Below are 25,152 nucleotides of genomic sequence, written 5' to 3' on the forward strand. Positions count from 1 at the left end.
CTAGGCCGCGCCGGTGGGGGTAGCGGTCAGGAAACGGGGGCGGTGGGTGGTGGGCAGGGCGGTGCGGATCGCGGCGCGGACGCGGGCCAGGTCGGTGGCGTGAAGCAGGAGGCAGAGCGCCGGCCGGGCCGGGGTGCCGATGGTTACGGCACCGAGGGCACCGGCGGCGGTCGCCGCGACCGAGGCGGCGGTGAGAGCCGGGGCCGCCGCGGTCATCAAGGGGCCGAGCAGGGCAGGGTGGCCGTCGCGGAGGGCCGTGGCAGCTTGTTCGGCGACGCCGTCCGGGGTTTCCGGGTCCGGGCCGGGTTGCTGGCCGGTGGGGGTTCCCGGTTCGACGACGAGCAGGCGCAGGCCGTGGGAGGGCAGGTCGCACGGTAGGCGGTCGGCGGTGGTGTCCGCACGGGCCAGGACCGCCTCGCCGGGGCGGGCGGTCAGGGCGGCCAGGTCGGCGGCCCGGTCCGCGACGATGATCGACGAGGCCACGGCGGCCATCGCGGCGGGCCGGGGTAGCTGGTACAACTCGATGAACGCGGACGTCGTCGCCGCTGTCGTGGCGGCAGCCGTCGGGATCGCCAGGGAGTCGGGCAGGCCGGTGTGCACGACCAGGGTGGCGCCGCCGATGCCGAGGCCCGCCGCGCGCAGCCGGGTCGCCACCCGGATCGCGGGACGCGCCCAGGACGGCGCGTCCGAGGTGGTCCACCGGTCCGGGCGGAGAGTCAGGCCTTCGGTGGGGCGGTTGCGGGAGCGTAGTTCCAGGACGCCGTCGTCGCGGGCGGAACCGGCGACCGCGGCACCCCACGGCACGGTCACCGCCAGGGCGGCGGACGGGTCGGCGAGCAGGGTGAGGCCGCCCGGTGCGGCGCTGAGCACGTCGGGTTGGCGGCCGAACATCCGCAGGTACGTGTAGGGCACCATGCGCAGTTCGGCGGGGGCGTCGACTCGGGACATCACGTCGGTCACGATGACGACTCCGGCCGCTGGGCCAGTATCCGGTAGCAGTTGCCGCCGTCGGTGCGGGCGATCACCGCGCCGAGCAACTGGTCCAGGATGTTCCCGGCGACCAGCAGGGGGACGGCGGCCACGAACGCCGTCTGCCGGGCTAGCCGGGCGCCCCGCGATCCTCGTGGTGCCCACGGGCGGTCGGGGTCGGGGAAGAGACTGTTCACCCAGAGCAGGGCCGCGCCGGCGAAGTCGCACGGCTGGTGGGCGCGGCCGAGTTCCACGGCGACCGGCTGGAGGCCGCGCTGGTGCAGGGCCGCGGTCAGATTCCGTACCGGGACCAGGTTGAGGTGTTCGGGTTGGAAGTAGGGGACCCAGTAGCCGCGCAGCAGGCGGGCCAGGCGGGTGGCCGGGTTGGGGACTTCGACCAGCAGGTAGCCGCCGGGTTTCACCACTTTGGCGGCGGCGTCGAGTTCGGCGCGCGGATCGCGGGTGTGTTCCAGGTAGTGGTGCATGCTGACGACGTCGTAGCTGTCGGCGAGTTTCTCGGCGAAGTCGGGGAACAGGCCGCGGTAGCCGGTGGTCACCCAGCCTCGGCGCTGGGCGTCGTCGATGGAGTCGGAGATGTCCAGGCCGTCGAAGACGGTGTCCGGGAAGACCTGCCGGGCGTACGTGCAGAAGTGGCCGTGGCCGGTGCCGACGTCCAGCCAGTTCGCCGGGGCGGTGTGCCGGCTGACCAGGTCGGCGCGGCCCACGTAGGAGGCGACGGACAGTCCGAAGGCGTGTTCGGTGCTGTCCTCGCCGAGCCGGTCGTAGACGTCGCGGTAGTAGAACGCCAGGCCGTCGAGGCTGAGACGTGGGTTCTGGAAGACGTGCCCGCAGCCGTCGCACTCGACGAGGGTGAACCGGCCCGGTTTGCCCTGGACCCGGTCCCGGGTGTGGACCCGGACGGTCAACTGCCGGCCCTCGCACCACGGGCAGTCGTCGCGGGGCGGTTCGAAGAATCGCTCGGTGCCGCTGGACAGTTCGTCGGCGTACTCCAGCCGGGCCTGCTCGTGAAGCGCTTGCCGCGCGCGGTCGTGACCGGATCTCCAGGTGCCGCGGACGGTGCGCAGCCAGCGCCACGGTTCGGTGATCAGTCTCAGCCAGGCGCGGTTGCGGTCGGCGGGGCGCAGCGGTGTCCCGGCGAGCATCAGGTAGGGCTGCAGGCTGTAGACCACGAGCGCGGCCAGGCCCCACGGCGGGTTCAGTGCCACCGCCGCCGCTAGCAGCGCGTACCCGATCACGGATCCGGTCAGTGACATGGCGACGATCGCACCGGCCGCCCGCAGTCGCGCCTTGCCGGTGGCGGGATCGGCCGCCACGGCGCGCAGACCTGGGGCGACGGCGACTTCCATGCTGGTGGAGGCGTACTTCTTGAGGCGGGCGGTGAGCCGGATGATCGCCGCCGGATCGAGGTTCGTCGACGCGGTGACGCCGGCCCGTTCGGCGAGTCCGGTCGCTACCAGTAGCGCGTGCCCGGCTCCGCGTCCCGTCGCGAGCCGGTCGGTGCGATAACTGCCGGGGTCGACAGCGCGGGCCAGGTTTCGGCTCTCGGTCACCGGCAGATCCACCGGGACAAGATCAACAACTTCGAGACCCTGATTGCGGGCGTACGTGTGGGCAGCCTGCCGAGTCGGCCCGTCGACAACGGCTCCGGCCACGGTGAACAGCTGAAAGTCGTCCCGCTCCGCTTCGGTGGGCGGTGGCAGCACCGGCAGCGCGGCCAGCCGCCCCCGCGCCCGCAACGCGCCGAGCACCAGAACCACCATGATCGCAACGGCCGGCAGCACGGTCAACACAGCTTCTCCAGACGATCGGCAGCCGCCGGTGCCCCACCCGCGGCGGTGAACGACGACCGCACCCGGCGGGCGGCGGCGCGATAATCAGGTTCGGTCAGGACCGCGTGCAGGGCGGTCCGCAGTTCGTCCGCGCCGGACCGGGCGAACCGCACCCGCACCCCGGCCCCGGCGGCGGTCACCTGACCGGCGATGACCGGCTGGTCGTCGCGGATCGGCGCGACCACCAGCGGCAGTCCGTGCGCGAGCGCCTCGCACACCGTGTTGTGGCCGGCATGGCAGACCACCGCGTCCACGTGCGGCAGCAGGCCCAGTTGCGGCAGGTAGGGCTGGACCAGCACGAACGGCGGCGGGTCAACGATGACGCCGGGTGGCGCGGCGACGATCAGCTGAACGCCCAAGGGTTCGGCGGCGCTGACGACGGCGGCGAAGAACCGGGCCCCGGCGTCGCCGTTGACCGTGCCGAGGGATACCAGCACCCGTCGTTTCGACGAGTCGAGGGCGTCCCAGGGGAAGCCGGTGTGGTCCGGACGGGTGCCGAGGGCGGGGCCGACGAACGCGTAGTGGCCGGGGAACCGGTCCGCCGAGCCGATCAGCGCGGCCGAGGTGAAGGCGAGCACCAGGTGGCCGGAGAAGCGCAGGTCGGTCTCGGGGACGCCGGTGTCGCGGCACAGTTTCGCCATCCGCTCCCGGATCCAGTCCTCGACCTTGGGCATGGCCGCGTACGGGTCGGTGAACTCGCCCGACGTGGTCGCACTGGTCGCCCAGGTCAGGCCCCGGCGCTCGGCGACCAGCGCCCCGGCGATCGCCTGCTGATCGGCGACCAGCACGTCCGGCCCGAACGCGTCGATCGCGGCCTCCACTCCGGGACGAGAAGCATTGGCCAGCGGTACGAGGAACTCCTCCCACAGGAACTTGAGAGCGCCGGCGCCCCGCAGTCCCAGCCAGCGTTCCCGGGATCGGGCCAGCACCGTGTCGAGTTCCGGGGCACCCGCGTCGTGCACCTCGGCGTCCGGACCGACCAGCGGGCACAGCGTCCCGGCGCGTCCCGCCCAGGCGACCCGGTGGCCGCGGGCGGTCAGCTCCCGGGCCACCGCGACGGTCGGGTTGATGTGCCCGGTCAACGGCGGGACGACGAACAGGAATCGGCTCATGCCGGCACCGCCCGCCTGGTCAGCCAGTCCAGCACCAGGGTCCGGACCAGGGGTGTCGCCTCACGCAGCACGGTGTGCGCCTGGCCGGGGATCATGTGCAGGGTGCAGTCCGGCAGGTACCGGTCCAGTTGCCGGCCGGCGTCGGCCAGATCCGAATGTTCGCCGTAGACGGCCAGCACCGGGCAGCCGATCGTCTTCAGGTCGGGGCCGCGCAGCGCCGGGTTCGCTGCCACGTCGTCGATCAGGGTGGTGCCGTTGAGCAGGTCGTCGGCGAGCCGGGCCGCGCGCGCCAGTTTCCGGTCGCCGAGTCTGCTGAGCTGGTCGGCGAGGTCGTCGTGGGCCAGGCCGAGCGCGGTCACGGTCAGGGTGTTGCTCATGTGCTCGGTCCAGTCACCGGCGCCGTCGCCGACGGTGTGCGCCTCGATCACCACCAGCCCGGCCACCTGCCGCGGGTGGCGCAGGGCGAACCGCAGCGCCACCACCCCGCCGTAACTGTTGCCGACCAGATACACCGGCCGGTCCACACCGAGTGCGGCGAGCAGCGCGGTCAGATCGTCGACGGCGTCGTCCACGGTGTATCCGGCCGGGGGCCGTTCCGAACGCCCGTGGCCACGCAGGTCGTACATGATCGTCTCGGCGCCGAGCGCGGCCACCGGACCGGCGAGCGTGTAGTAGAAGCTGGACAGGTTGTCCAGGATCAGGCCGTGCAGGAAGACCACCACCGGCCCGTCCCCACCGGCTGGCGGGCTGATCCGCTGCACGTGGAAACGCACGTCCCGGGCGACGACATCGACCATGTCAGACCGTCGCCAACGTGCCGGCGATGTACTGCACCAACCGGCCCACCGTCAGCGACATGATCTCGTCGAGTTCCATGCCGGCGATGAACCTGGCGAAGTCGACCCGGTCGCCGTACTTCTCCCGCAGATATTCGCCGAGCGCCACGAACTCGATGCTCTCCAGGGCGAGGTCGTCGTCGAACCGGGTGTCCTCGGTGATCTCGACCGCGAGCAGGACTTCGTCACCCATCACCTCAGCGAGGGCCACCCGGATGTCGTCAAGGAGCTGGCTGGTGTCGGGCACGGTCACGCGGTTCCTCCTTGGATCAGCGGTTCAGTGGTCCAGGCCACGACGTAGCGGCCGCCGGGCCCCTCGATCACCCGGTGCCGGACCGTCCAGCGGCGGCCGTCCTTCTCGACGGCACAGCCGTGCGCGGTCAGGCCGGTCACGGCGAACCGGCGGGGACCACCGTCGAGCCCGGTGCCGGCGGCTTTGGCGGCGGCTTCCTTCGCCGTCCACAGGCGGGTCACGAGTTCAGCCCGGTCCGCCGGGGCGGCGTCGCGGACCAGCCGCGACTCCATCTCGGTCAGCGCGACCGCGGCGATGTCCCGTTCGGCGACCGCTTCGACGTCGATGCCCACGCCGTCCGCGGCGGAGGCCACCGCAACGGCTATCGGGCCGGCGTGAGCCAGCGAGACGTGGAACCGTTCGCCGCCCGGACCGCGCGCCCAGGGGCGGCCGTCAGCGTCGTTGCCGATGCGGATCTGGCACGGGAACAGCGGATCCCCGGTACGCAGCAGTTCCCGGACGGCGTCCTTGGCGGCCACCCGGCCCAGAAGCCACTCGCGCTGGGCCATCGGCGTACGGTCGGCGTACTCGGCGCGTTCGGCGGCCACCAGGTAGCGGCGCATCACCAGTTCGCGGGTGGCCGTGTCCGGCCAGCGTTCCCGGACCAGGCACCAGCCGTCCGGCTGCGGTTCCCCGGCGCCGATCTCGCCCGGATGCTGTTTCAGCTGCCACATGCGGTCGTCGGTGGAGAACCGGTGCGTGGCCCAGTCGGTGATCGTCACCCGGACCCGGCCGTCGCCGCCGACCAGTTGCGCGTCGGCTCGCATCCGGTCGGCGGTCAGTTCGGTGATCCGGGCGGTGCAGTGCAGGCGTTCCCCCGGTTCCGGCGGCGGGCCGAACCAGCGGACCGTCTCGATACCGATCGGGAAGACCACCTGGTCCACGTCGGCGCTGACCTGCATCCAGTGGCCGATCAGCTGGCCGGCCGCGTCCAGCAGCGCGCCCGGAGCGGGCCGGGCGGTCAACTCACCCCGGATACCGTCGGCGGCCAGCGTGTCCAGGCTGGTCACTCCGGCGAACTCCGGGCCGTGGAACATCCAGTTGTCCGCGTAGAGCCGGAGGGCGTCGACCGGGGCTGGGCGCTCGTCTCGCAGTGGTCCGTCGTCCACCTGCGGAGGCACCGGGTAGGCGGCGGCCAGCAGGACCGTTCCGGAGGCGTACCCGGCAATGGTGATCTTGACCCGGTCTCTGCTCTCCGCGACGGCCCGGATCGTGGCGGTCGTCGGGGGCGCGACCACCAGCCAGCGGCGCACTCGCACCTGCTCCAAGCCGATGACGACGCGGTCCGGGGAGAGTTCGCGGGCGGCGTCGGCCATCATCTCCAGCAGGCCGGTCATCGGCACCACCGGGAAGCGGTCCGACGGGTCCGGCCAGCCGTCCGCCTGCGGAATCAGGCTGTGATCGGACAGCCAGGGCATGGCAGTCAGCGAACATTCCACCGTGCGAACCAGTCCGGGACCACCCGAACCCGGCAACGGCCGGGCTGGCGGGGACGGCCTTGAAAGGGCCGGCAGAGGCGGTCTCGGAAGGACCGGCGGAGACGCCGGAGACGGCGGGAATATCGGTGAAAGGGCTGGTGGTGACGGCAAGGACTGTCGCGAAAGGGCCGACCGGGACGGCACGGACTGCCGTGGCAGGACCGTCGGTGAGAGCGGGGATCGTGCCGGGTGGGCCGAGGCCGAGGGCTGCGGTGCCGGGCCGCGGGCCGGGATCACCGGCGACAGGCCGCGAGCCGGGCCAGTGACGGACCAGGCCTCGGTGACGGCTTGGGCTGCGGCGGTGGCTTCGGTGAGGGTCGCGGCCAGGGCTGCGAGGACCGGGTTGTCGGTGGGGGGCAACGTGACAGCGGGCCCGGTTTGTCCAGAGAAGGTCGCCGGGATCAAGGGCTCGACCAGACCGGCCAGTCGCACGGCAGGCGCTCCCAGCGCAAGCTGAAACAAGGCTCCAGTGATGCCAGCCGTAGCTGAGGACTGTTTCGCCGCGCTCTCGGCCTCGTTCGCCCGGATCGCCGCCCCGTTCGGGAGGACCGCAGCGCCGTTCGCGGCCCGGTTCCCGGCGATCGCGGTGATCGCGGTTGTCGACGCCGTCGGCAGGCGGTTCCACCGGGGCGAACGCCCCTCCACCCAGAGCGCTGCCGCCACCCGCCGCAACTGCGCAAGACCACCCCGCGCCGGTACGTGGGCCGCGATCGCCAGATGATCACGGCGTCCCAAGGTGTCCGCGACGAATCCGGTGAGACTCCCCGGCCCGACCTGGACGAACCCACGGACTCCGGTGTCGTGCAACCGCTCCAGCAGTTGCCGGAAGCGAACCGGCTCCAGCAGATGACGAACGAGCAGTTCCCGCACCTCGCCGGGCTCGTCCGGGTAGGGCGCGAGTGTGGTCGCCGACCACACCGGCGTGTGCGGCGGATCCAGTGGCAGCACCTCGAACGAGGCCCGCACCTCGGCCAGATAGGGCGTGGCCATCGGCGTATGGAAGCCGGACCGGAACGCCAGCACCTCCCCGGGAACCCCGGCGGCGCGAAGCCGTTCGAGCCCCGCCGCGATCGCATCCGGCGGCCCGCACAGCACCGACTGATGCGGACAGTTGTCGTGCGAGATCACCACCGCGGGCCCACGGGGTTCCGCGACGTGCTCGGAGACCTGATCCGTGGCGATGGCCAGGGCACGTTCGGCACCGCAGCCGACGGCCGCGTAGTCCACCTCCGGCACCGCGACCGTGCCCGGCCGCAGCGAGTCCACGAACTTGTCGACAGCGTCGGCCCGGTAGCTGCCGGCCGCCACCATCGCGGTCCACTCCCCCAGGCTGTGACCGGACACCAGATCCGGTACGACCCCCAGCTCACCCAGCGCCTCAGCCAGGAACCGCCCGACCGCCACCACGTCAGCACCGCGGGAATGCAGTTCGCCGCCGCCGGTGAGGCGTGGCCCCGGCAGCCCGAAATGCCGGGCGACGTCAGCGACCCGAGGGGCGAACTCCGGCTCGAACCCGGGAAACAGGAACGCCAGAGTGCCGTCCCCGACGAGCAGCGGCTCGGTGGTGAACCAGATGTCCTCCCGCCCCCGCCACGGCCGCCCCCGCTCGACGACTTTGCGGGCCAGCGCGAGCCGGCGCGGGGTAGGCGCCACGATCGCCAACCGGCACACTCCCGACCCGGTCGTCGCCTGGTGTGGTGAGCTCGGGTGCGATTCGAACCCGAACTCACCACGCGAGAAGGCGGCTGCCCGGGCAAGGAGCTCGGCGTCGGTAACCGCGAGCTGCGCGAACAGGTTCTCCCGGCTGTCCGCAGCGAACAGAAGCAGCGTCTCCACGGCGTCGCTCGCCTCCTCGGCGCTGCCCGTCCCGGCGTTCCCGGCACCGATGGCACTTCCCGATCGGACGGCGTTCCTGCCGCCCCCGCCGGAAGCCCCGGCACCGGCACCGGCACCGGCACCACCGAAGCCAGTGCCAAGACCGGTACCAGCGGGAACGGAGGCGGGCGGGATCGCGGCCGACGAGGCGACAGCCTCCAGGACTATGTGGGCGTTGATGCCGCCGAACCCGAACGCGTTGACGCCCGCCCGGCGTGGGGTGTCCGACGGCCACGGGGTGGTTTCGGTCTGGGGGCGGCAGCGGGTGTTCTGGAAAGCCGGGTGGGGTTCGTCGACGTGCAGGGTCGGCGGGAGGATGCCGTGGTGGACGGCCAGGGCGGCCTTGATCAGGCCGGCCATTCCGGCGGCCGGCATGGCGTGGCCGATCATCGACTTGACGGTGCCTACGCCGATCGGGGGTCCGTCGGTGCCGAAGACCCGGGACAGGGTGGTCAGTTCTACCGAGTCGCCCACCGGGGTGGCGGTGCCGTGGGCCTCGATGAGACCCACCGCATCCGGGGTGGCCGGGTCCAAGCCGGCCGCCGCCCACGCGCGCTGCACGGCCAGGACCTGACCGTCGGCGCTGGGGCTGACCAGGCTGGCGGCCCGGCCGTCGCTGGCCACCCCGACACCGCGGACCACCGCGTAGACACGGTCTCCGGCCCGGATCGCGTCGGCGTAGCGTTTCAGCACCACCACTCCGGTGCCCTCGGCCATCAGGGTGCCGTCGGCGCGGCGGTCGAAGGGGCGGATCCGTTCGCTCGGGCTCAGTGCCCGGAGCTGGGTGAACACACTCCACAGCGTGGGGTCGTGGCAGACGTGCACCGCCCCGGCGAGGACGGCGTCGCAGCGGCCGGAGGTCAGTTCCCGGACTGCCGCGTCGACGGCGAGCAGGCCGGAGGCGCAGGCGGCGTCGATCGTGTAGGACGGGCCGCGCAGGTCGAACCGGTTGGCGAGCCGAGCGGCGGCGAAGTTCGGTACCAGGCCGATCGCCGCGTCGGGGCTCGCCGGGCCGAGGGCGGTCAGGAACTGTTCGCGGACGTTCGCGAGTTGGCCGCCGGACAGGCCGGGCACCAGTTCCCGCAGGGTCGACAACAGTTGGGTGACGGTGCGTACCCGCTGGTCCAGCCGTGCCATGCCGGGTGTCAGGTAACCGCCCCGGCCGATGATCACCCCGATCCGGGCCCGGTCCGGCAGGGCGTCCACACCGCCGGCGTCCTCGATCGCCTCAGCGGCGGCCCGCAGGGCGAGCAACTGGTCGGGGTCGGTACTGGCGACCACGGCGGGCATGATGCCGAACCGGGTCGGGTCGAACGACGCCACATCGTCGACGAATCCGCCGCGCCGGCAGTAGAACCGGTCCGCCACCGGCGGCCGGTGATAGGCCTCCGGGTCGTAGAAGGTCGCCGGATCCCACCGCGACACCGGAACCTCACCGGTCGCGTCCACTCCGGCCACGATGTTGCGCCAGAACGCGCCGACGTCACCGGCTCCGGGAAAGACCGCGCCCATCCCGACGATCGCCACCGCATCAGGCTCCGACGCGATCATCGGGACCCGGCGTCGTCAAGCGACTCCTGCGAACCGGCGTCGTCAAAGGAGCCCAGCGGACCGGCGAGGAAACCGATCTGGCACTGGTCAGGCCGGCCCCAGGCCAATTCGGCGAGGAGCGCGGCCACGCCTTCGGCCGGGTCGATCAGGTCGACGCCGCGGCGGGCGTACTCGCGGGCCAGTTCCGGGGTGATCATGCCGCCGGCTTCGGACGACCACGGCCCCCAGTCCACCGACAGGACCCGGCGGGCGACTCGGCCGTGCCAGGTCCGGGCCAGGGTGTCCAGGGCGTCGTTGGCGGCGGAGTAGTCGACCTGACCACGGTTGCCGAAGACTCCGGAGACACTGCCGAACAGCACCAGATGCGCCAACTCGGGGGGCGCCGACCGGACGACGGCCCGTGCGCCGTCGACTTTCGTGCCGAACACCCGGTCGAACGAGTCCGGTGTCTTCTCGGCCAGCAGTCTGTCCTCGCAGAGTCCGGCGCCGTGCACGATCGTGTCGAGTCGTCCATGCCGGGCCCGAACGTCGCTGACCAGCTGAGACACGGCTACGGCGTCGCGGACGTCCACGGCGGTGTACCGCACCGACGCGGCCCGGCCGGCCAGCCGGTCGAGGGTCAGACGGATCTCCCGCTCGGCGGCGAGACGGCGTGCGGCGGCACCGATCTCCGCCGGGTCCCGCATGCCGCGTTCGACGAGCAGACGGCGCAGGGCCGGTTCGCTGTCGGCCGCCATCACTGCGGGGTCCGGGCCTTCCACCCCCAGCTGGGTACGCCCGGCAAGCTCCAAGTGGCATCCCGCGACTCCGGCGAGCACGTCGGCGACCGCGGCCGTGATCCCGCGCGCTCCTCCGGTCAACAGCACCACCGACTCAGGCCCGATCCCGGCAGCCCGGCAGGCCGCCCCCACATCCACCGAACCGCCCGTCGACTCCCCCACCCCGCCGCCGCGCGAGGCGGGACCGGCCGTCGGCTGACCGGCCGCTCGCAGTGTGGTGCGGGTGCCGTTGGTGTAACCGACGACGGTCGGGCCGTCGGGGCTGGCGAGTTCGTCGAGCAGGTGCCGGGCGATCTTGCGGGGCGCTTCCTTGAGGTCGATGTCGACCGCCCGGACCAGCAGGTTCGGGTACTCCCGGGCGATCGTGCGGATCAGGCCGCGCAGTCCGGCACCGACGGTGGGGTCGGTGGCGGGATCACCGGACCAGCCGTGCCCGAAGGTCCCGGCCGAACCGGTCACCACGATCAGCTTCCGGACACCGCCGAGGACGGCCCGGCGCAGGATGCCGAAGACGGCGGGTACGTCGGGGGCCGGTTCGGGTCCGAGCCCCGCCAGGTAGACGAGCCCGTCCACGGCGGGCAGTTCGGCGCCGGTGTCGTGGACCGACGCCGACGCCCCGTGTTCGTCGAGCAGATCGGCCAGTTCCAGTCCGATGCCCCGCCCGTCGGCGACGATGGCGACACCACTGCCGGTGAACGCGGCGGACAACGCCGGAGCCGGATGGGCGATCTCCCGCACTTCAACAGCGAACCGCTGCAGACCCGGCGAGGTCTCGACAGGCGAAGAGGGAGCGGTACGTGACTCGATCCAGTCGGCGATGCCTCGGATCGTCTTGATCCGCGCCAGCTCCTCGACCACCGCCTCATCGACCTGACCACCGACTCCACCGAACCCGAGACGATCAGCCAACTCACCGATCAACTCAGTCCGCTTGATCGAGTCGACCGACAGATCCGCCTCCAGATCCAGACCCGGATCCAACATCTCCGGCGGATACCCCGTCCGCTCACTGACCGTCGCCACCACCAGCGCCAGCACGTCCAGCGAAGGCGCCTCAGGGGCGACCGGTACCGGGCTCGGAATACTGCTGATCACTGGTTCGATCGCCGGAGCCAGTGCGGGAAACTCGGCGACCGGCAACATCGGCGTGCCCAGATACCCGAGCATCACCTCACGCTGGGTGGCGACCAGCTCCCGCGTACCGCGCAGGAACTCCATCACGGCCGCGTCCCGTTCGGCGACCACCGGAGCGACGGCCGGTTCCGGGGAACGAGGAGCCACCACCACTGCGGCGGGCCGCAGGCCTCCGGCCAGGGGTGAGCCGTCGACGGTCCGGACCATGTGGCCGTCGACGGTCCAGCCCGGCCGAGCCGGAACCGACGCGGCGGTGACGACTGCCGCGTCCCTCCCGGCGAACAGCGCCTCGGGGTCGACCGGGACTCCGGTGACGGCTAGTTCGGCGAGCACCCGCAGCAGCCGGGGCAGGCCGGGGTCGCCGGCCCGGTCGAGGGCGACGGCGACGTACGGACGGTCGCCGAGGATGCCGCTGACCAGCCGGGTGAGGACGTCACCGGGACCGGCTTCGACGAACGTGCGCGTGCCGGACGCGTACATCGCCTCGATCTGCTCCGCGAAGCGGACCGGGTCGGCGATCTGGCGGGCGAGCAGCGACCGGATCCGGCCGGGCTGGGTGGGGTAGGGCGCCGCGTCGGTGTTGCTCCACACTTCGACGGCGGGGGTGCCGACGGTGCGTTCGGCGAGCGTGGCCAGGAAGGTGACGGCTCCGGCGGCGACCACCGGACTGTGGAACGCGCAGGCCACCGGCAGTCGTTTGGCGCCGATCCGGCGGCTCGCCAGGGTGGTGAGGGCGGCGTCGACGGCGGCGGTGGGGCCGGAGATGACGGTCTGGGCGGGGGCGTTGTGGTTGGCCAGGACGACGTCCGGGTGACCGGAGAGAGCGTCCCGGACGTCCTCTGCGGACGCGGCCACGGCGGCCATCGTGCCGGGGTCGTCGCCGGTCGCGCCGAGGATCGCCTCGGCGCGGGCGCGGCTGAGCGGGACCAGGTCGGCCGGGTCGAGGGCACCGGCGGCGGTCAGCGCCACCACTTCGCCGTAGCTGTGCCCGGCCAGCTGGCCGGGGTGCACGCCCAGGCCGGTGAGCAGCCGGTAGGCCGCCAGGTCGGCGATGCCGAGGGCCGGCTGTGCGTTGCGGGTGTCGGCGAGGGCGGTCCGCTGGGCCTGTTCGGTGGCAGGGTCGAAGGCGGTGGGCGGGAACATCAGGTCGGCGTACGCGGCGGCCGGTCCGGTGATCGCGGCGCGCAGTGCGGGGAACGCCACGAACAGGTCGGCGAGCATGCCGGGGCGCTGGCTGCCCTGGCCGGGGAAGAGGAACGCGACCTGGCCCGGGCCGGTGGCGTCCGGGTCGGCCACGAACACCCCGAGGCGGGCGTCGGCGGTGAAGGCGCGGGCCGGGGCCAGGGCGGCGATCAAACCCTCGATGTCGTACGCCACCACGGCCACCTGCACCGGGAGGTCGGTGTCCACGCCCGCGGCCAGGGTCCACGCCAGGTCGCGCAGTCGCCACGGCCGGCCGGCCGCGTCGTTGGCGGTGATCAGCCCGGTGAGCCGGTCGAGGTGCCGGACGGCGGACGCTTGGTCGACGCCACGGAACAGGAACAGTTCGGCGGGCCACTCGTCGAGGCCGTGGTCGGGTTCGCCACCGCCGTCGTAGCCGGACACGACGGCGTGGAAGTTGGTGCCACCGAACCCGAACGCGCTGACACCGGCGATCCGCTCACCCGGCGGGCGGGCCCACGGGCGGGCGGTCCGGTCGAAGGTGAACGGGCTGGACGTGCCGTCCCAGTACGGGTTGGGCGCGTCCAGGTGCAGGGTCGGCGGCCGGACCCCGGTGTGCACCGCGAGCGCGGCCTTGATCAGTCCGGCCAGTCCGGCGGCGCACTTGGTGTGCCCGACCTGGGATTTGACCGAGCCGAGCGCGGTGCTGCCGGGGGCGGCCCCGGCTTCGGTGAAGACTTCGGTCAGCACTTTCAGCTCGGTGCGGTCGCCGACGACCGTGCCGGTGCCGTGTGCTTCGACCATGCCGACGTCGGCCATCGACAGTCCGGCGGTGGCGTAGGCCCGTTGCAGGGCCAGGCGCTGGCCTTCCGGGCGGGGCGCGGTCAGTCCGAGGGACCGGCCGTCGCTGGATCCGGCGACCGCTTTGACCACCGCGTACACCCGGTCGCCGTCGCGTTCCGCGTCGGCCAGGCGTTTCAAGGCGACGCAGGCGACACCTTCGCCGAGGGCGATACCGTCGGCCTCGGCTCCGAACGTGGCGCACCGGCCGGACGGTGACAGGGCCCGGACCGCGGCGAACATCAGGTAGTCGTAGATGCCGTTGTGCAGGTCGGCGGCACCGCAGAGGACCAGGTCGCTGGTACCGGCGGTGAGTTCCTTGCAGGCCAGGTCCAGGGCGGCGAGCGAAGCGGCACAGGCCGCGTCGACGGTGTAGTTGACGCCGCCGAGGTCGAGGCGGTTGGCGATCCGGCCGGCGATCACGTTGGACAGCACGCCCGGGAACGAGTCCTCGGTCACCCGGGGCAGGTGCTCGTCCAGTTCCGGCGGGAGTTCACCGAGGTAGCCGGGGATCAGGGCACGGAAGCCGTACGCGGTGGCCAGGTCGTGCCCGGCTTCGGCGCCGAAGATGACCGAGGCGCGGTCGCGGGCGAACGGGCGGTCGGCGTACCCGGCGTCCTCGAGGGCCCGGGCGGCCACCTCCAGGGCGAGCAGCTGCACCGGTTCGATGCTGGCCAGGGAGGCTGGCGGGATCCCGTACGCCAAGGGGTCGAATTTGATCCTGGGAATGAATCCACCCCACTTGGACGGGGTGGCGTCGCGTTTGGCCCGGCTGTAGGCGTCCGGGTCGAAGTAGCGGCCGATGTCCCACCGCCCGGACGGGACCTCGGTGATGGCGTCGACGCCGGTCACCGTGTGATGCCAGTAGCGGGTGACGTCCTCGGCCTGCGGCAGCACACAGGCCATGCCGACGATGGCGATGTCGAGTGGTTCCGGTTCGCGGACGATCGTGGGTGCCGGGGCGAGCGCTTTCGCCCGTCGTAGAAGAAAATCGGTCGCCCCGGTGGTGACCTGGCGGTGCAGTTCACCGATGGTGGTCGTGGTGGAGCGCAGGGTGGCGACGTCGCCGAGCATGTACATGCCGTCGCGGTGCTGGATCTCGCCGTCGACCTCCCGCAGGGCTCCGTCCTCACGGCGCAGGCCTTTGCTCGCGACGCGCAGCCGGCCGAGGTTCAGGCGTTCCAGTTCGGCCCAGCTGTCCTGCACTCCCGATCCGGTCTCGGCAAGGCGTTGCCGGGCCAGGGCGAAGGTCTGGACATAGCCGGTACGGGCGCAGCGGGTGGCGTGGCCGGGCGAGGTCTCCAGCAGCACCGTCTCGGCGGTCTCCACCGCTACCTGCTGGAATCGCGGCACGATCGCCCCGGCGCTGACCGCCTCGGCGGTGAACAGGTACGCGGTGCCCATCAGCACGCCGACGGTGGCGCCCCGGCTGGTGAGCGGGGCGGCGAGGGCGGCCACCATGGCGGCCGACCGTTCGTCGTGGATGCCGCCGGCGAAGAGGACCCGCACGTCGCTGAGGTCCTCGCCGAACTCCAGCAGCCGGTCCGTCTGGCTCTGCCAGAGCGGGAAGCTGGCGCGCGGGCCGACGTGGCCGCCGCATTCGGAACCTTCGAAGATGAACCGGCGGGCGCCCTGGGCGAGGAACCGGTCCAGCAGGCCGGGTGACGGCACGTGCAGGAACGTGACGATGCCGGCGGCGTCGAGCGGCGCGGCCTGGTCGGGGCGGCCACCGGCGATGATCGCGTACGGCGGGCGGACGGCGAGAACCGCGGCGAGCTGCGCGGACCGGATCTCGGGCGGGGAGAAGCCGAGCAGCCCGACACCCCAGGGACGGTCGCCGAGCAGAGCGGCGGTCGAGTCCAGCAGCCGGGCGGTCTGGTCGCCGTCCATCAGGGCCAGGGCCAGGAACGGTAGCCCTGCCCCGTCGGCGACCGCGGCGGCGAAGGTGGCCTGGTCGCTGACCCGGGTCATCGGGCCCTGCACCACCTGCTGCAGGGGTGCCGCGGTCGCCGCCCCCGCCCGGGCCGCTTCGGCGACCGCCCGGACCACGGCTGCCGCGGACCGGTGGCGTTCGGCGAGCGGGCGGGCGAACGCGGCCTCGGCCCCGACCGGCAGCAGCTGGCGGTTCAGGTCTCCGGCCCCGAACCGGGTGAGAGTGGCGATCGGCAGGTCCGGTCGGGTGTAGACACGATGGCCGTCGATCACGGTGGTCTCGGTGCCGTCCATCGCCCGGATCGCGGCGGCGACCCGGTAGGGCAGTTTCACCTCGGCGACCAGGGCGAGCTGTCCGTCGAGGACCACTCCGGCGGCACCTCCGGCGACGGCTGCCGCGGCGGTGTGCGGCCCGATGCCGCCGGCCACCCAGACCGGAAGGTCCGGCAGCTCCTCCAGCAGTGTCTGGAGCAGCACGAACGCGGTGAGGGAGCCGATCCGGCCGCCGGCTTCGCTGCCGCGGGCCAGCAGACCTGCCGCACCGGCTTCCCGGGCCGCCCGGGCCTCCTGCAGGGACACCACCTGGACCAGGACCGGCAGGTCGGTGGCGGGCATTCCGTCGGGGGCGTCCACGACGACGGCCCGGACCGCACTCGGCAGATCTGCCGTCAGCGCCGCGGACTTCGCGAGGCGGACCGCGAAGCCTTCCGGCACCAGGCGGTCGGTCTCCTCCAGGGCCCGGCGGTCCGGGCCCAGGTCCAGGACGCCGAGTCCGCCGCCTCGGGCGACGGCCGCGACGAGCCGGGGGTTGGGCTCGCCGGTGGGACACAGGCCAATCACGAGATTGCGGGGTACGGCTGCCATCGTCGGCCCTTTCCGTCACGCAGAGGTGATCTACCTTTTCACTGATTTGTACAGCTTCAGGCGTTTCCAAAGCTACCAGCGATCGAGCCCCGTGGATGCATACCGCTGCAACGAGGAAACGCCATTGCATCGAGATATGTCAATAAGAATCTAGGATCACGCCAGGTTAAGGCCCTGTTACGCCAGCGTGTCAGATCAAACGAAGGGCGTACATCATCGACTTTCGTCAATGGAAACGCCCACAACTTCCCACCCACGGCACTGTTAACAATCAGTAAACGGCCGGGACGATCACCGACGACGTTACCGCCGGGTAGCCTCGCATGTCGACAGTCAGCCGAGCTTCATCATCGTGGTCGAGCGTGCCCGGAACCGGATCCGGCGGGCCCCCGGCCAGGCGGTCGAACGCCGCCGGGAACCGCGTCGGTCGTCAGCTCCGGCTTACCGCCTTGTCGACGTTCAGGGCGCCCGCCTTGACCACGGTCCGGCTCAACGGCCGGGTCAACTCGGCGAGCCGGGTGCACCCGTCCACACCGAGCACCGCGTAGGCCGGCGCGGCGAGCCGGTCGGTGGTCTCCTCGATCGAGGCCCGCAACGCCCGTCCACCCTCGCTCAGCGCCGGTTCGTCCCCGTCGACCAGCCCGCGTTCGCGCAGCCCGGCGACCGCAGCGTCCCACTCCTCGGCGCTCCAGCCCCGGCTCAGCTGCAGGAAACGGCGCGGGATCTCACCGCTCGCGACGTGCAGAACCACCGCTTCCAGGCCGGACAGGCCGGACAGCAGCAGGGCCGCGACGTGCCCATCACCGCGGAACTCTCGCAGAACCGTCTGGGCGTGCCAGAGGACCAGATGCGGCTGCTCCGGCCACGGCAGGGCGACGTGGGCGGCGAAGAGCGGACGTCCTTGCGGGTACGCCGCGGCCGACTCGGCGGCACGCCGGGCCAGGTCGGCGGCCTCCCGCAGCTCCGGGGAGTCCACCGCCTCGCCGAGCAGCCGGGTCAACGCGGCACCGGCCGCCTCCACCCGGGCCTCCAGCACGGCCGCCGGCGTCGTCCGCTCCCACGCCGCCGGCAGCGCCCGGGCGACCAGTCGCGGGTTGAAGTTGAAGAAGGTGGCCGTCACCGGACCCGGACCGACCGGTCCCATCGCCGCCGACCGGGACGCGAAGTAGCCTTCGGTGGCGTCGAGACCCAGTGCCGCGTAACGCTCCCGCGCCTCCGGCACGAAGTAGATCAGCCCGTGCAACGGTTCCGCCGACCGCCAGGCATTCCGCGCCGCCTGCTCGTGGACCTCGGTCATGCCCGCCGCCTCTCGTCGCCACCATTACCGACCGGTAGCCTCGCACGCCGCAGCCGAGCTGTCACCCGCCCCCCGGTGGATGATCTTGTGCAAGATCATCCACCGGGGGACCGTACTGGCTGGTGGCACAATGGTCGGTTGTGGACAGTTTCGTGCGGCAGGGCGTCGACTACTGCCAATACCAGGTGCGTTCGGCGCCGTACTGGCGTACCGGAATGGAGATCTTCGTCGTCGGTGACGACCTGCTGCATGCCAGCAGCAGCACCGAGTGCACCGGATTCGCCGGCACCCACACCGGCGGGATCCAGATGCGGGTGGTCGTGCTCGACGGGCCGCCGGACGAGATCTCGGACGACTGGGACGCGATCAGCGAGACGACACTCTGGTGCCCGCACGGGGAACTGTCGGTGCACGCCCTGATGGGCGGCTCCGGCGAAGGGCTGGACGCGATCTCCGTACCGCCGGGTCTGATCCGGATCCGGGCCCACGCCCGCGACCGGATCCACGAGGTCACCCGCACCGACGACGACCCGCCGGAGCAGCACGAACTGCTCGTCTGGCCGGTGTCGGAGGAGATCGGGCCACTCACCTTGCGCGAGGACCACATCCGCCGCGGGCGGGAACAGAAGCGGGCGAAAGCCGCTGTCTACGCGATGCTCGACGTGATCCGCCCGTACGGCACGCACGAGGACCACGATCCGGACCTGCCCCGCGTCACCGTGGTCCGCCGACTACCCGGCACGATGCCCAAGCTGGCGCGACGTCTGCCGGTCGGCGACCGCTCGGTGCACCTCACCCGGACCGGCGCCGACACCTTCGAGTGGCGGTGGACCGGCGGGTCCGCCGCACTTCCGGACGACAAGCCCAGCGTGGTACGCATCGAGAACGGCTCACTCCGCCACGAGGGGGTGCTCGGCCGGCACGCCGTCATGCTGGGCCTGATCTGGGACCACCTGCTGGAGCGCAACCCGGACGACCCGCCCGCCTGGGAACGCGAACGGGCCGAATAGCACCGCCGTCACGATCGACGGTCATCCACATCGGCCACGCGAGTGGCTGGGAAAAGTCAGCCGAACCGCTGACCCGTTCCGGTTTCGGGTGGGCTTTCGGGCCGGGATTCGCGGATACGATCGGCGCATGTTCGAGCTTCTCGACGACCTCTGGATGGTTCTGGACAAGACAGAGGAGTGGTATCTCAGCGAGCGCCGGTGGGCGCTCATCGACGTTCTGCTGGAGCGGGTGTCGGTTGCTCTCGGGAACGGCTCGGTCGATGCTCTCCGCCAGGCCATCCGCGACCTGGAGCTTAGTGGCCACGACCGGGGCCGGAGCGCGGACAGCGGCCCGCCCGGTAAACAGCCGCCGAAGACCAGGGACAAGGTGCAGCAGATCAGGGACCAGCTCGACCCGCCGAAGGCCGCAGCTAAGGAGGCGTCGCGCGGTGGCTCCGGCCGCTGACCAGGAGCTGGTGATTCATCTCTTCGCCCGGAGCGAGGGCCCGTCCGCCGTCACGGCGTACGCCGAGATCCGGGCGATCTGGGATCGTTGCCGGGACGTTCTGGGACTGACCGTTCCGCTGGCCGGGGTGGGGCTGCCCACCGATCTGCCGACGGTGCTGCCCCGGGATCCGGGTGAGCTGGTGGTGGCCGCGCGAAAACATCCCGGCCTGCTGTACCAGGCGATCCTGCGCCGCTTCCCGACGACCGTCAACCTGTCGGTGGTGCTGTCCCCCGGCCCGGGCGGTCCCGGCTGGCGGGACCTGGACCGGCTGTGGCAGTCCGTCGCGGGGCCCTGGTCGGGCACGTTGCTCGGGGTCGCGTACCTGTTCCTCGGCAAGAGCGCCGACCTGACCTGCACCGAACGGGACGCCGCGGATCTCCCGGTGTCCGGGCCGGTCGGCTGGTGGTTTCACGGGGTGCCGACCGCGGACGGCTTCGCGCTGTGGGAGCCCGGTGTCCACGACGCCGACGGTCGCGCCGAGCGCCGGTTCCTGGTGCTCGCCCGCCCGGACGAGGACGACCGGCTCGCCGACTGGACCTGGTCGTCAGGTGTACCGGTGCTGCCGCCGCTCGGTCACCACCTGCGGCACGCCGCCGTGCTGCGGCATCAGGTCCGGGTCTGGCAGCGGGCCGACGGGCTGCGCCGGGTCCAGGATCGGCTGGACGACGGCGGTGATCCCGCGGAGGTCCGCCGGGACATCGCCTACTGGCGGTCGGCGCTGCGCGACATGCGGCGCACCGTCAAGAACCTGGAGACGGCCATCCACGAGGTCGGCGGAGCCGAGGCCGGGCCGCTCGCCGACGACCTGGCGGTGGCCGTCTGGTTCCGCGGTGCCCTCAAGGACGACCTGGCCGCCCTGGCCGTCGCCGACGAAAGAGCGGCCGCTCTGAGCACTTTGCCCATCCCATCAGGAGAGATCGAACCCATGCCCGATCCGCGTCATGTCTTCGTCATCCACGGCCGCGACGAGCAGGCCCGTTCAGCCCTGTGGACGTTTCTGCAAGCCATCGACCTGCACCCGCTCGACTGGGAGGAGGTGGTGCAGCGGACCGGCGCGCCCTCCCCGTACATGGGCGAGGTTCTGGCGAAAGCCTTCGAGTCCAACCAGGCGGCCATCGTCCTGATGACCCCCGACGACGGCGCGCTCCTGCACGAGAGTCTGCGCAACCGCGGGGACCGCGACTTCGAGGGCAAGCTGACCGGGCAGGTCCGGCCGAACGTGCTGCTGGAAGCCGGCATGGCCCTGGCGGTGCAGCGCGACCGCACGATCATCATCGAGATCGGCGATCTGCGGCCGGTCTCCGATCTGGCGGGTATCAACACGATCCACTTCAACGGCACGGTCGCCAGCCTGCACAAGATCGCCCAACGGCTGCGGGGTGCGGGCTGCGCGGTCAACACCGACGGCACCGATTGGCTGGACGCCACCCGCTTCACCGATCTGGACGCGTACGACCGCAAGTTCTGAGGTTCTGAAGTTCGTGGGCCGGTGGCGGCCGGCCCACGACCCGGCGGTCAGTTCAGGATGACGACGGGGTCGCCGAGGGAGGCGTTGGTGTTGCGTTCCTCGTTGGTCTTCGAGTCGCGGGTGGAGCAGGTCATCCGGAGGCTGGTGACACCGGCCAGCGACAGGGTGATGTCCTTGGGGCGGCCCATCGAGACCTCGACCGGCTTGCCCAGTTTGCGGCCGTCCTGGTCGTAGAACTCGAATTCGACGACCTTGCCGAACGTGTTCTCGGTGTTGTCGTCGATACCGCCGACGGCCTGGAACTGGCTGAAGCCGGCCACGTTCCACTGGTAGGCGTTCTCGCTGGCGGACCGGCAGTAGAAGGTGATGCCGCGGGGGTAGCGTTTCGCGGCGAAGGCGACCGCGTCCGCCTCGGTGTAACCCTCCAGTTCGTCCTCGTTGTCCAGGTACTTGGTCGATCCGGGCGCCGGGTCCAGACTCGGGTCGACGCTGGGCGATTCGCTGAGTTCCTCAGTCAGCGATGGCGACGGCGGCTCGGTGAAGGTCGGTTCCGTGAAGGTCGGTTCCACGGGAGTCGGCTCCACGACGGTCGGCACCGGAAGCGGAGTGAGAGCGACCGGCTCCCCGGAACGGCTGAGGACCCGCACACCGGTGAACGCTCCGGTGCCGACCGCCACGAAACTGAGACCGACCAGCAGGATCAGCCACTGGCGCAGGTCCAGGACGTGCAGGAGCCGGCTCGGTGGCAGGCCGGCCTCGGTCATCTTCGCGCTGCGACGGAACGCCATCACGATGCGCACGGCGGCGATCGCCATCACGAACGCGACAAGCACACAGCCGATCACCAGGGGGACGGCGGTCCGGTCGGCACCGCTGTGGGCAAGATAGAGGATCACGCCCGCGATCAGCGCGGCCACCAGGAAGAGGAAGACGAACAGAGCGGCGTTGCGGCTCTTGGTCACGGCGTTCACAGTTTCCTCCTGTTACGAGAATCGCGAAATGCACTGCCCCGATCTGACGGACGGCGCGGTGACTCAGCCGCCGTGGTGGGCGAACGCGGCCCAGTGGGCCGGGTGCGCCAGCCGGGCCGGGCGATGGGTCCACACCGGGGCCAGTTCGGCCGGCAGGGTGGGGCCGGGGTCGAGCATCCAGTTCTGGGCGGCGCGCAGCGCGTCCCGGTCGCCGAGTCCGCCGGTCCGGAACCGGTGGAACATGTGCATCAGGCAGACCGTCGCCGGTTCCAGCATCGCCCATTTGGTGCCGACCACACTGGCCGCGCCCGCAGCGAGGAAGGCGGTGGCCAGGGTCAGCGCCTCGTCGAAGTCGGCCGCGGCGAAGTCGCTGGTGCACGACGACAGCACGATCAGTCCGCCGGGGCTGTCCGGGTCCCGGGTGTAGGCCTCGGCCAGGATCTCGGCGACGCTGCGATCACCGCCGGGTACGGCGAGCAGCGATTCGGCGGGTCTGCGCGCCGCGACGGCGTGGGCGGCGACGTGCACCACCGGGGCGCCGCTGAACCGCACGGCCGCGGTGGTCGCCGGGTAGTGCGAGGCGACGAGGGCGAGTTCGGTGGCCACCAGCGGCAGGTCCGGGGCGGTCCCGGCGACCAGGACGGTCTCCCCTTCGGCCAGGCGGGGCCGGTGGACTGCCGCGATCCACTGCCGGGCTGAGGCGGCGTACGAGAAGGCGAAGTCCTGGCAGGCGTATCGCTCCCCGAGACGGGCCGCGTGCCAGGGCACATAACCGAGGACGCCGTACGGGATCAGCACCAACCGGCCGCCCGGCAACGCCCCGATCAGTGCCTTGCCCGCCCACTCGCAGACGTCGTCCAGCGCGCCGCTCCACGACGGCGCGTCCGGGTCCTGTGCCCGGCGGGCGTCGTGCGCGAGAAGATATCCGCTCAGCTCCGGGGCGTCGAGACGGAGAAGCGGAAGATCAATGGCGGACACCGCGCCGGTACGGTCGACCAGAAGCATCCACCCGTCCAGCAGATAGACCAGCGCGTCGGCATCCGCGTCCACCAGAGTCGCCGCGATCTCCCCCGGACCCGGCACGGTCACCGGCCGCAGTTCCCGCCCGGCCGCCTCCAGCGTCGCCAGTACCCGTGGCGTCAGGTCGTCGAGGACTCCGGGTGTACCGGCCATCACGTGCGCGATGACGCCGGTGAGCGGGGTTCCGGGTGACGGCCGGGCGGCCCATTCCCGGGCCAGGTCCGGTTGTCCGGCCGCGCGCAGCATCCCCGGCACCCGGGCGGCGGTCATCGCGCCGTGCAGTACCAGGCCCCGGCCCAGTTCGGCGGCTTCCAGGGCCGCTTCGGGACGGCCGGCGTCCCGGCACCATCCGGCGACCAGCAGCCCGAGACCGGCGGCTTCACGGCCCGCGTCCAGCGCGTGCGCGGCCCCGGCCTGCAGGAGGGTGTCGTGGCCGTACGCCCGTAACGCCGCGAGTCCGGCGTCGATGGCCCCGGCCCGGTCGCCCGCCGCGTGACCGGCCAGCGCGAGCCGTTTCGCGACGTGCGCGGCCAGCGGATGCCCGGGGGCGAACCGCAGTTCCCGCAGGCCGTCGACGGCGAGGCGCAACTGTTCGGGGTCGCCCCACCGCTCGTACCGGGCGAACGCCGTCTCCGCCCGCAACACCGCGAGGTCGGTCAGGTCCGGGGCCGCGTCGACGACCCGGTCGAGAGCTTCCGCGGCGGCGGCGGCCTGATCGGGGTCGCCGGTGCTGAGGCCGTCCAGCAGGCCGGCGAGGGCGGCGGCGGCTTTCAGGGCCGGGCGCCCGGACATCTCGACGGCCAGTTCCGCTCCGGCACGGCGCAGGCCGTCGAGGCCGAGGCGCAGGTCGTCGCGGTCGCCGCCGACGGTCAGCCGGCTCAGGTGGGCGAGGCCCAGGGCGGCGTCGAAACGGGAGCGCCAGGGATAGTCGGCGGGCAGGGCGGCGAGGTGCCCGGTCAGTTCGGTGACTGATGCGTCCAGTTCGGCGCGGTCCCGGCGCTGCACGGCCGCGATGGCACGGGACATCGCCCCGGCGTACGCCGCCATCGGCTCGTGATCGGCGACCGCGTCGAGCAGTTCCCGGGCCGCGTCGCCGTCGGCCCGGACACCCGCGGTCAGGTGCCGGTCGTGGATCAGCGCGCCGAGCATCCCGGTGATGGCCGAGTGCAGGTCGTCGGTGGGCGGCACCGCCCGTACCGCCGCTTGAAGGTCGTGAACCGCGGCTCGTAGATCGTCAGGGTCGTTGCGTAACCGGCCACGCAGCGTCAGCGCCATCGCCCGCAGGAAACGGTCCCGGCCCACCGTGACCGGATCACCACCGGCGGCGATCAGGGTGTCGGCCACCCGCAGGATCGGCGCCACACTGTCCATGTCGCCCTGATGGGCGGCACCGCTGAGCAGCAGTCCGGCCAGCCTGCGCAGCGTCTCGGCCCGCAGCGGATCGTCGGGCTGGACGGCCTCGAGGCTGTCCCGGATGACCCCGTGCATCCCGGCCAGCGCGGACGGGAGGCCGCCCACGTGACCACGCTGAGCGAGCAGCGCCCCGGCTTCGGCGACGATCATCGGACGCAGCCGGTGCCCGGCCGGAAGCTGCCGCAGCACCGCGTCGAAGGCCGCGCCCAATTGGTCGTGGTCGTCGTCGTTCCAGGTCCGGACCAGGTCCACCAGTTCGTCCAGGCCCTGGCCGAGCCGGGGCAGTTTGGCGAACGCGGCCGGGATCCCGGCGAGACCGTGGCCGTCGAAGATGCCGAGCACCGCCAGCAGGGCCTCGGCCACCGCCCGGATGTCGGCCTCCGGCGGCTGGTGCTCGACCACCCACGCGAGGTGGGCGGCGACCCGGCGCCGGTCGGCGGCACTCTCCGGAGTGTTCAGTTCGCCGCGCATCAGGGCCATCCCGAGCGAGATTCCCGCCGCGCCGAACGGGTCGCCGCCGACCGGGATGGGCAGCGCCCGGAACAGCAGCAACGCGGCCAGCCCGACGTGGGTGACGGTGGCGTCCTGCACGGACTGCGGGCGGGTCAGCGACTCGTCGAGGCGTTCGGCGGCCTCGTCCCGGTCGGCGGTACCGCTGCGCTGTTGGAAGTGCCGCAGGAAGAGCTGCCGGCCGAGGGCCCCGGCGAGCCGGGCCGCTTCCGGACTGCCGGTCGGCGCGTCGCTCCAACTCTGCCGTAGGCGGTCGATCTCGTCACGCTCGTCGGTCACAGCGGCTCGCTTCCGTCAGTCGGC

Annotated in this window: 13 protein-coding genes; 3 read left to right on the plus strand and 10 right to left on the minus strand. The window is 72.2% G+C overall.

Annotation, left to right across the window (positions count from 1 at the left end):
- From BLU81_RS13395 to BLU81_RS13430, 8 genes are all read right to left on the minus strand, one after another.
- Positions 1-960: a hypothetical protein gene (locus BLU81_RS13395; protein WP_092544771.1), complete on the minus strand. Its 960-nt coding sequence runs from the start codon at positions 958-960 to the stop codon at positions 1-3.
- Positions 957-2,780, minus strand: a complete 1,824-nt coding sequence (locus BLU81_RS13400; RefSeq protein ID WP_197686221.1) for a class I SAM-dependent methyltransferase — start codon at positions 2,778-2,780, stop codon at positions 957-959. The genes BLU81_RS13395 and BLU81_RS13400 overlap by 4 nt, the downstream gene beginning before the upstream one ends.
- Positions 2,774-3,931: a glycosyltransferase gene (locus BLU81_RS13405; RefSeq protein ID WP_092544773.1), complete on the minus strand. Its 1,158-nt coding sequence runs from the start codon at positions 3,929-3,931 to the stop codon at positions 2,774-2,776. The genes BLU81_RS13400 and BLU81_RS13405 overlap by 7 nt, the downstream gene beginning before the upstream one ends.
- Positions 3,928-4,728: an alpha/beta fold hydrolase gene (locus BLU81_RS13410; protein ID WP_092544775.1), complete on the minus strand. Its 801-nt coding sequence runs from the start codon at positions 4,726-4,728 to the stop codon at positions 3,928-3,930. Before BLU81_RS13410 ends, BLU81_RS13405 begins: the two co-directional genes overlap by 4 nt.
- Before the next feature lies 1 nt (position 4,729).
- Positions 4,730-5,020, minus strand: coding sequence for a hypothetical protein (locus BLU81_RS13415; RefSeq protein ID WP_092544777.1), 291 nt, complete (start codon positions 5,018-5,020; stop codon positions 4,730-4,732).
- On the minus strand, positions 5,017-9,939 hold the full coding sequence (locus BLU81_RS13420; protein ID WP_197686222.1) for a type I polyketide synthase: 4,923 nt from the start codon (positions 9,937-9,939) through the stop codon (positions 5,017-5,019). Before BLU81_RS13420 ends, BLU81_RS13415 begins: the two co-directional genes overlap by 4 nt.
- Before the next feature lie 20 nt (positions 9,940-9,959).
- Positions 9,960-16,649 (minus strand): type I polyketide synthase, encoded by a 6,690-nt coding sequence (locus BLU81_RS13425; RefSeq protein WP_231954490.1) that lies wholly within the window; start codon positions 16,647-16,649, stop codon positions 9,960-9,962.
- 454 nt (positions 16,650-17,103) lie between these two features.
- Positions 17,104-17,970, minus strand: coding sequence for an SCO6745 family protein (locus tag BLU81_RS13430; RefSeq protein ID WP_092544784.1), 867 nt, complete (start codon positions 17,968-17,970; stop codon positions 17,104-17,106).
- Between the two features lie 140 nt (positions 17,971-18,110).
- On the opposite strand from BLU81_RS13430, the gene BLU81_RS13435 reads away from it, so the two are divergent.
- The 3 genes from BLU81_RS13435 (at position 18,111) to BLU81_RS13445 (ending at position 20,935) form a co-directional block, all read left to right on the plus strand.
- On the plus strand, positions 18,111-18,980 hold the full coding sequence (locus BLU81_RS13435; RefSeq protein ID WP_092544786.1) for a hypothetical protein: 870 nt from the start codon (positions 18,111-18,113) through the stop codon (positions 18,978-18,980).
- Between the two features lie 127 nt (positions 18,981-19,107).
- The gene (locus tag BLU81_RS13440) at positions 19,108-19,425 is read left to right on the plus strand and encodes a CATRA system-associated protein (protein WP_092544788.1); all 318 of its coding nucleotides are present in this window, start codon (positions 19,108-19,110) and stop codon (positions 19,423-19,425) included.
- Positions 19,409-20,935 (plus strand): CATRA conflict system CASPASE/TPR repeat-associated protein, encoded by a 1,527-nt coding sequence (locus BLU81_RS13445; RefSeq protein WP_092544790.1) that lies wholly within the window; start codon positions 19,409-19,411, stop codon positions 20,933-20,935. Before BLU81_RS13440 ends, BLU81_RS13445 begins: the two co-directional genes overlap by 17 nt.
- A gap of 47 nt (positions 20,936-20,982) precedes the next feature.
- On the opposite strand, the gene BLU81_RS13450 is transcribed toward BLU81_RS13445, so the two are convergent.
- A complete protein-coding gene (locus BLU81_RS13450) occupies positions 20,983-21,906 on the minus strand; it encodes an NPCBM/NEW2 domain-containing protein (protein WP_092544792.1) in 924 nt (307 codons plus the stop codon).
- A 63-nt stretch (positions 21,907-21,969) separates the two neighbouring features.
- Positions 21,970-25,128: a CHAT domain-containing protein gene (locus BLU81_RS13455; protein WP_092544793.1), complete on the minus strand. Its 3,159-nt coding sequence runs from the start codon at positions 25,126-25,128 to the stop codon at positions 21,970-21,972.
- Positions 25,129-25,152: the final 24 nt, after the last annotated feature.

This window comes from Actinoplanes derwentensis (assembly GCF_900104725.1).
Lineage (GTDB): Bacteria > Actinomycetota > Actinomycetes > Mycobacteriales > Micromonosporaceae > Actinoplanes > Actinoplanes derwentensis.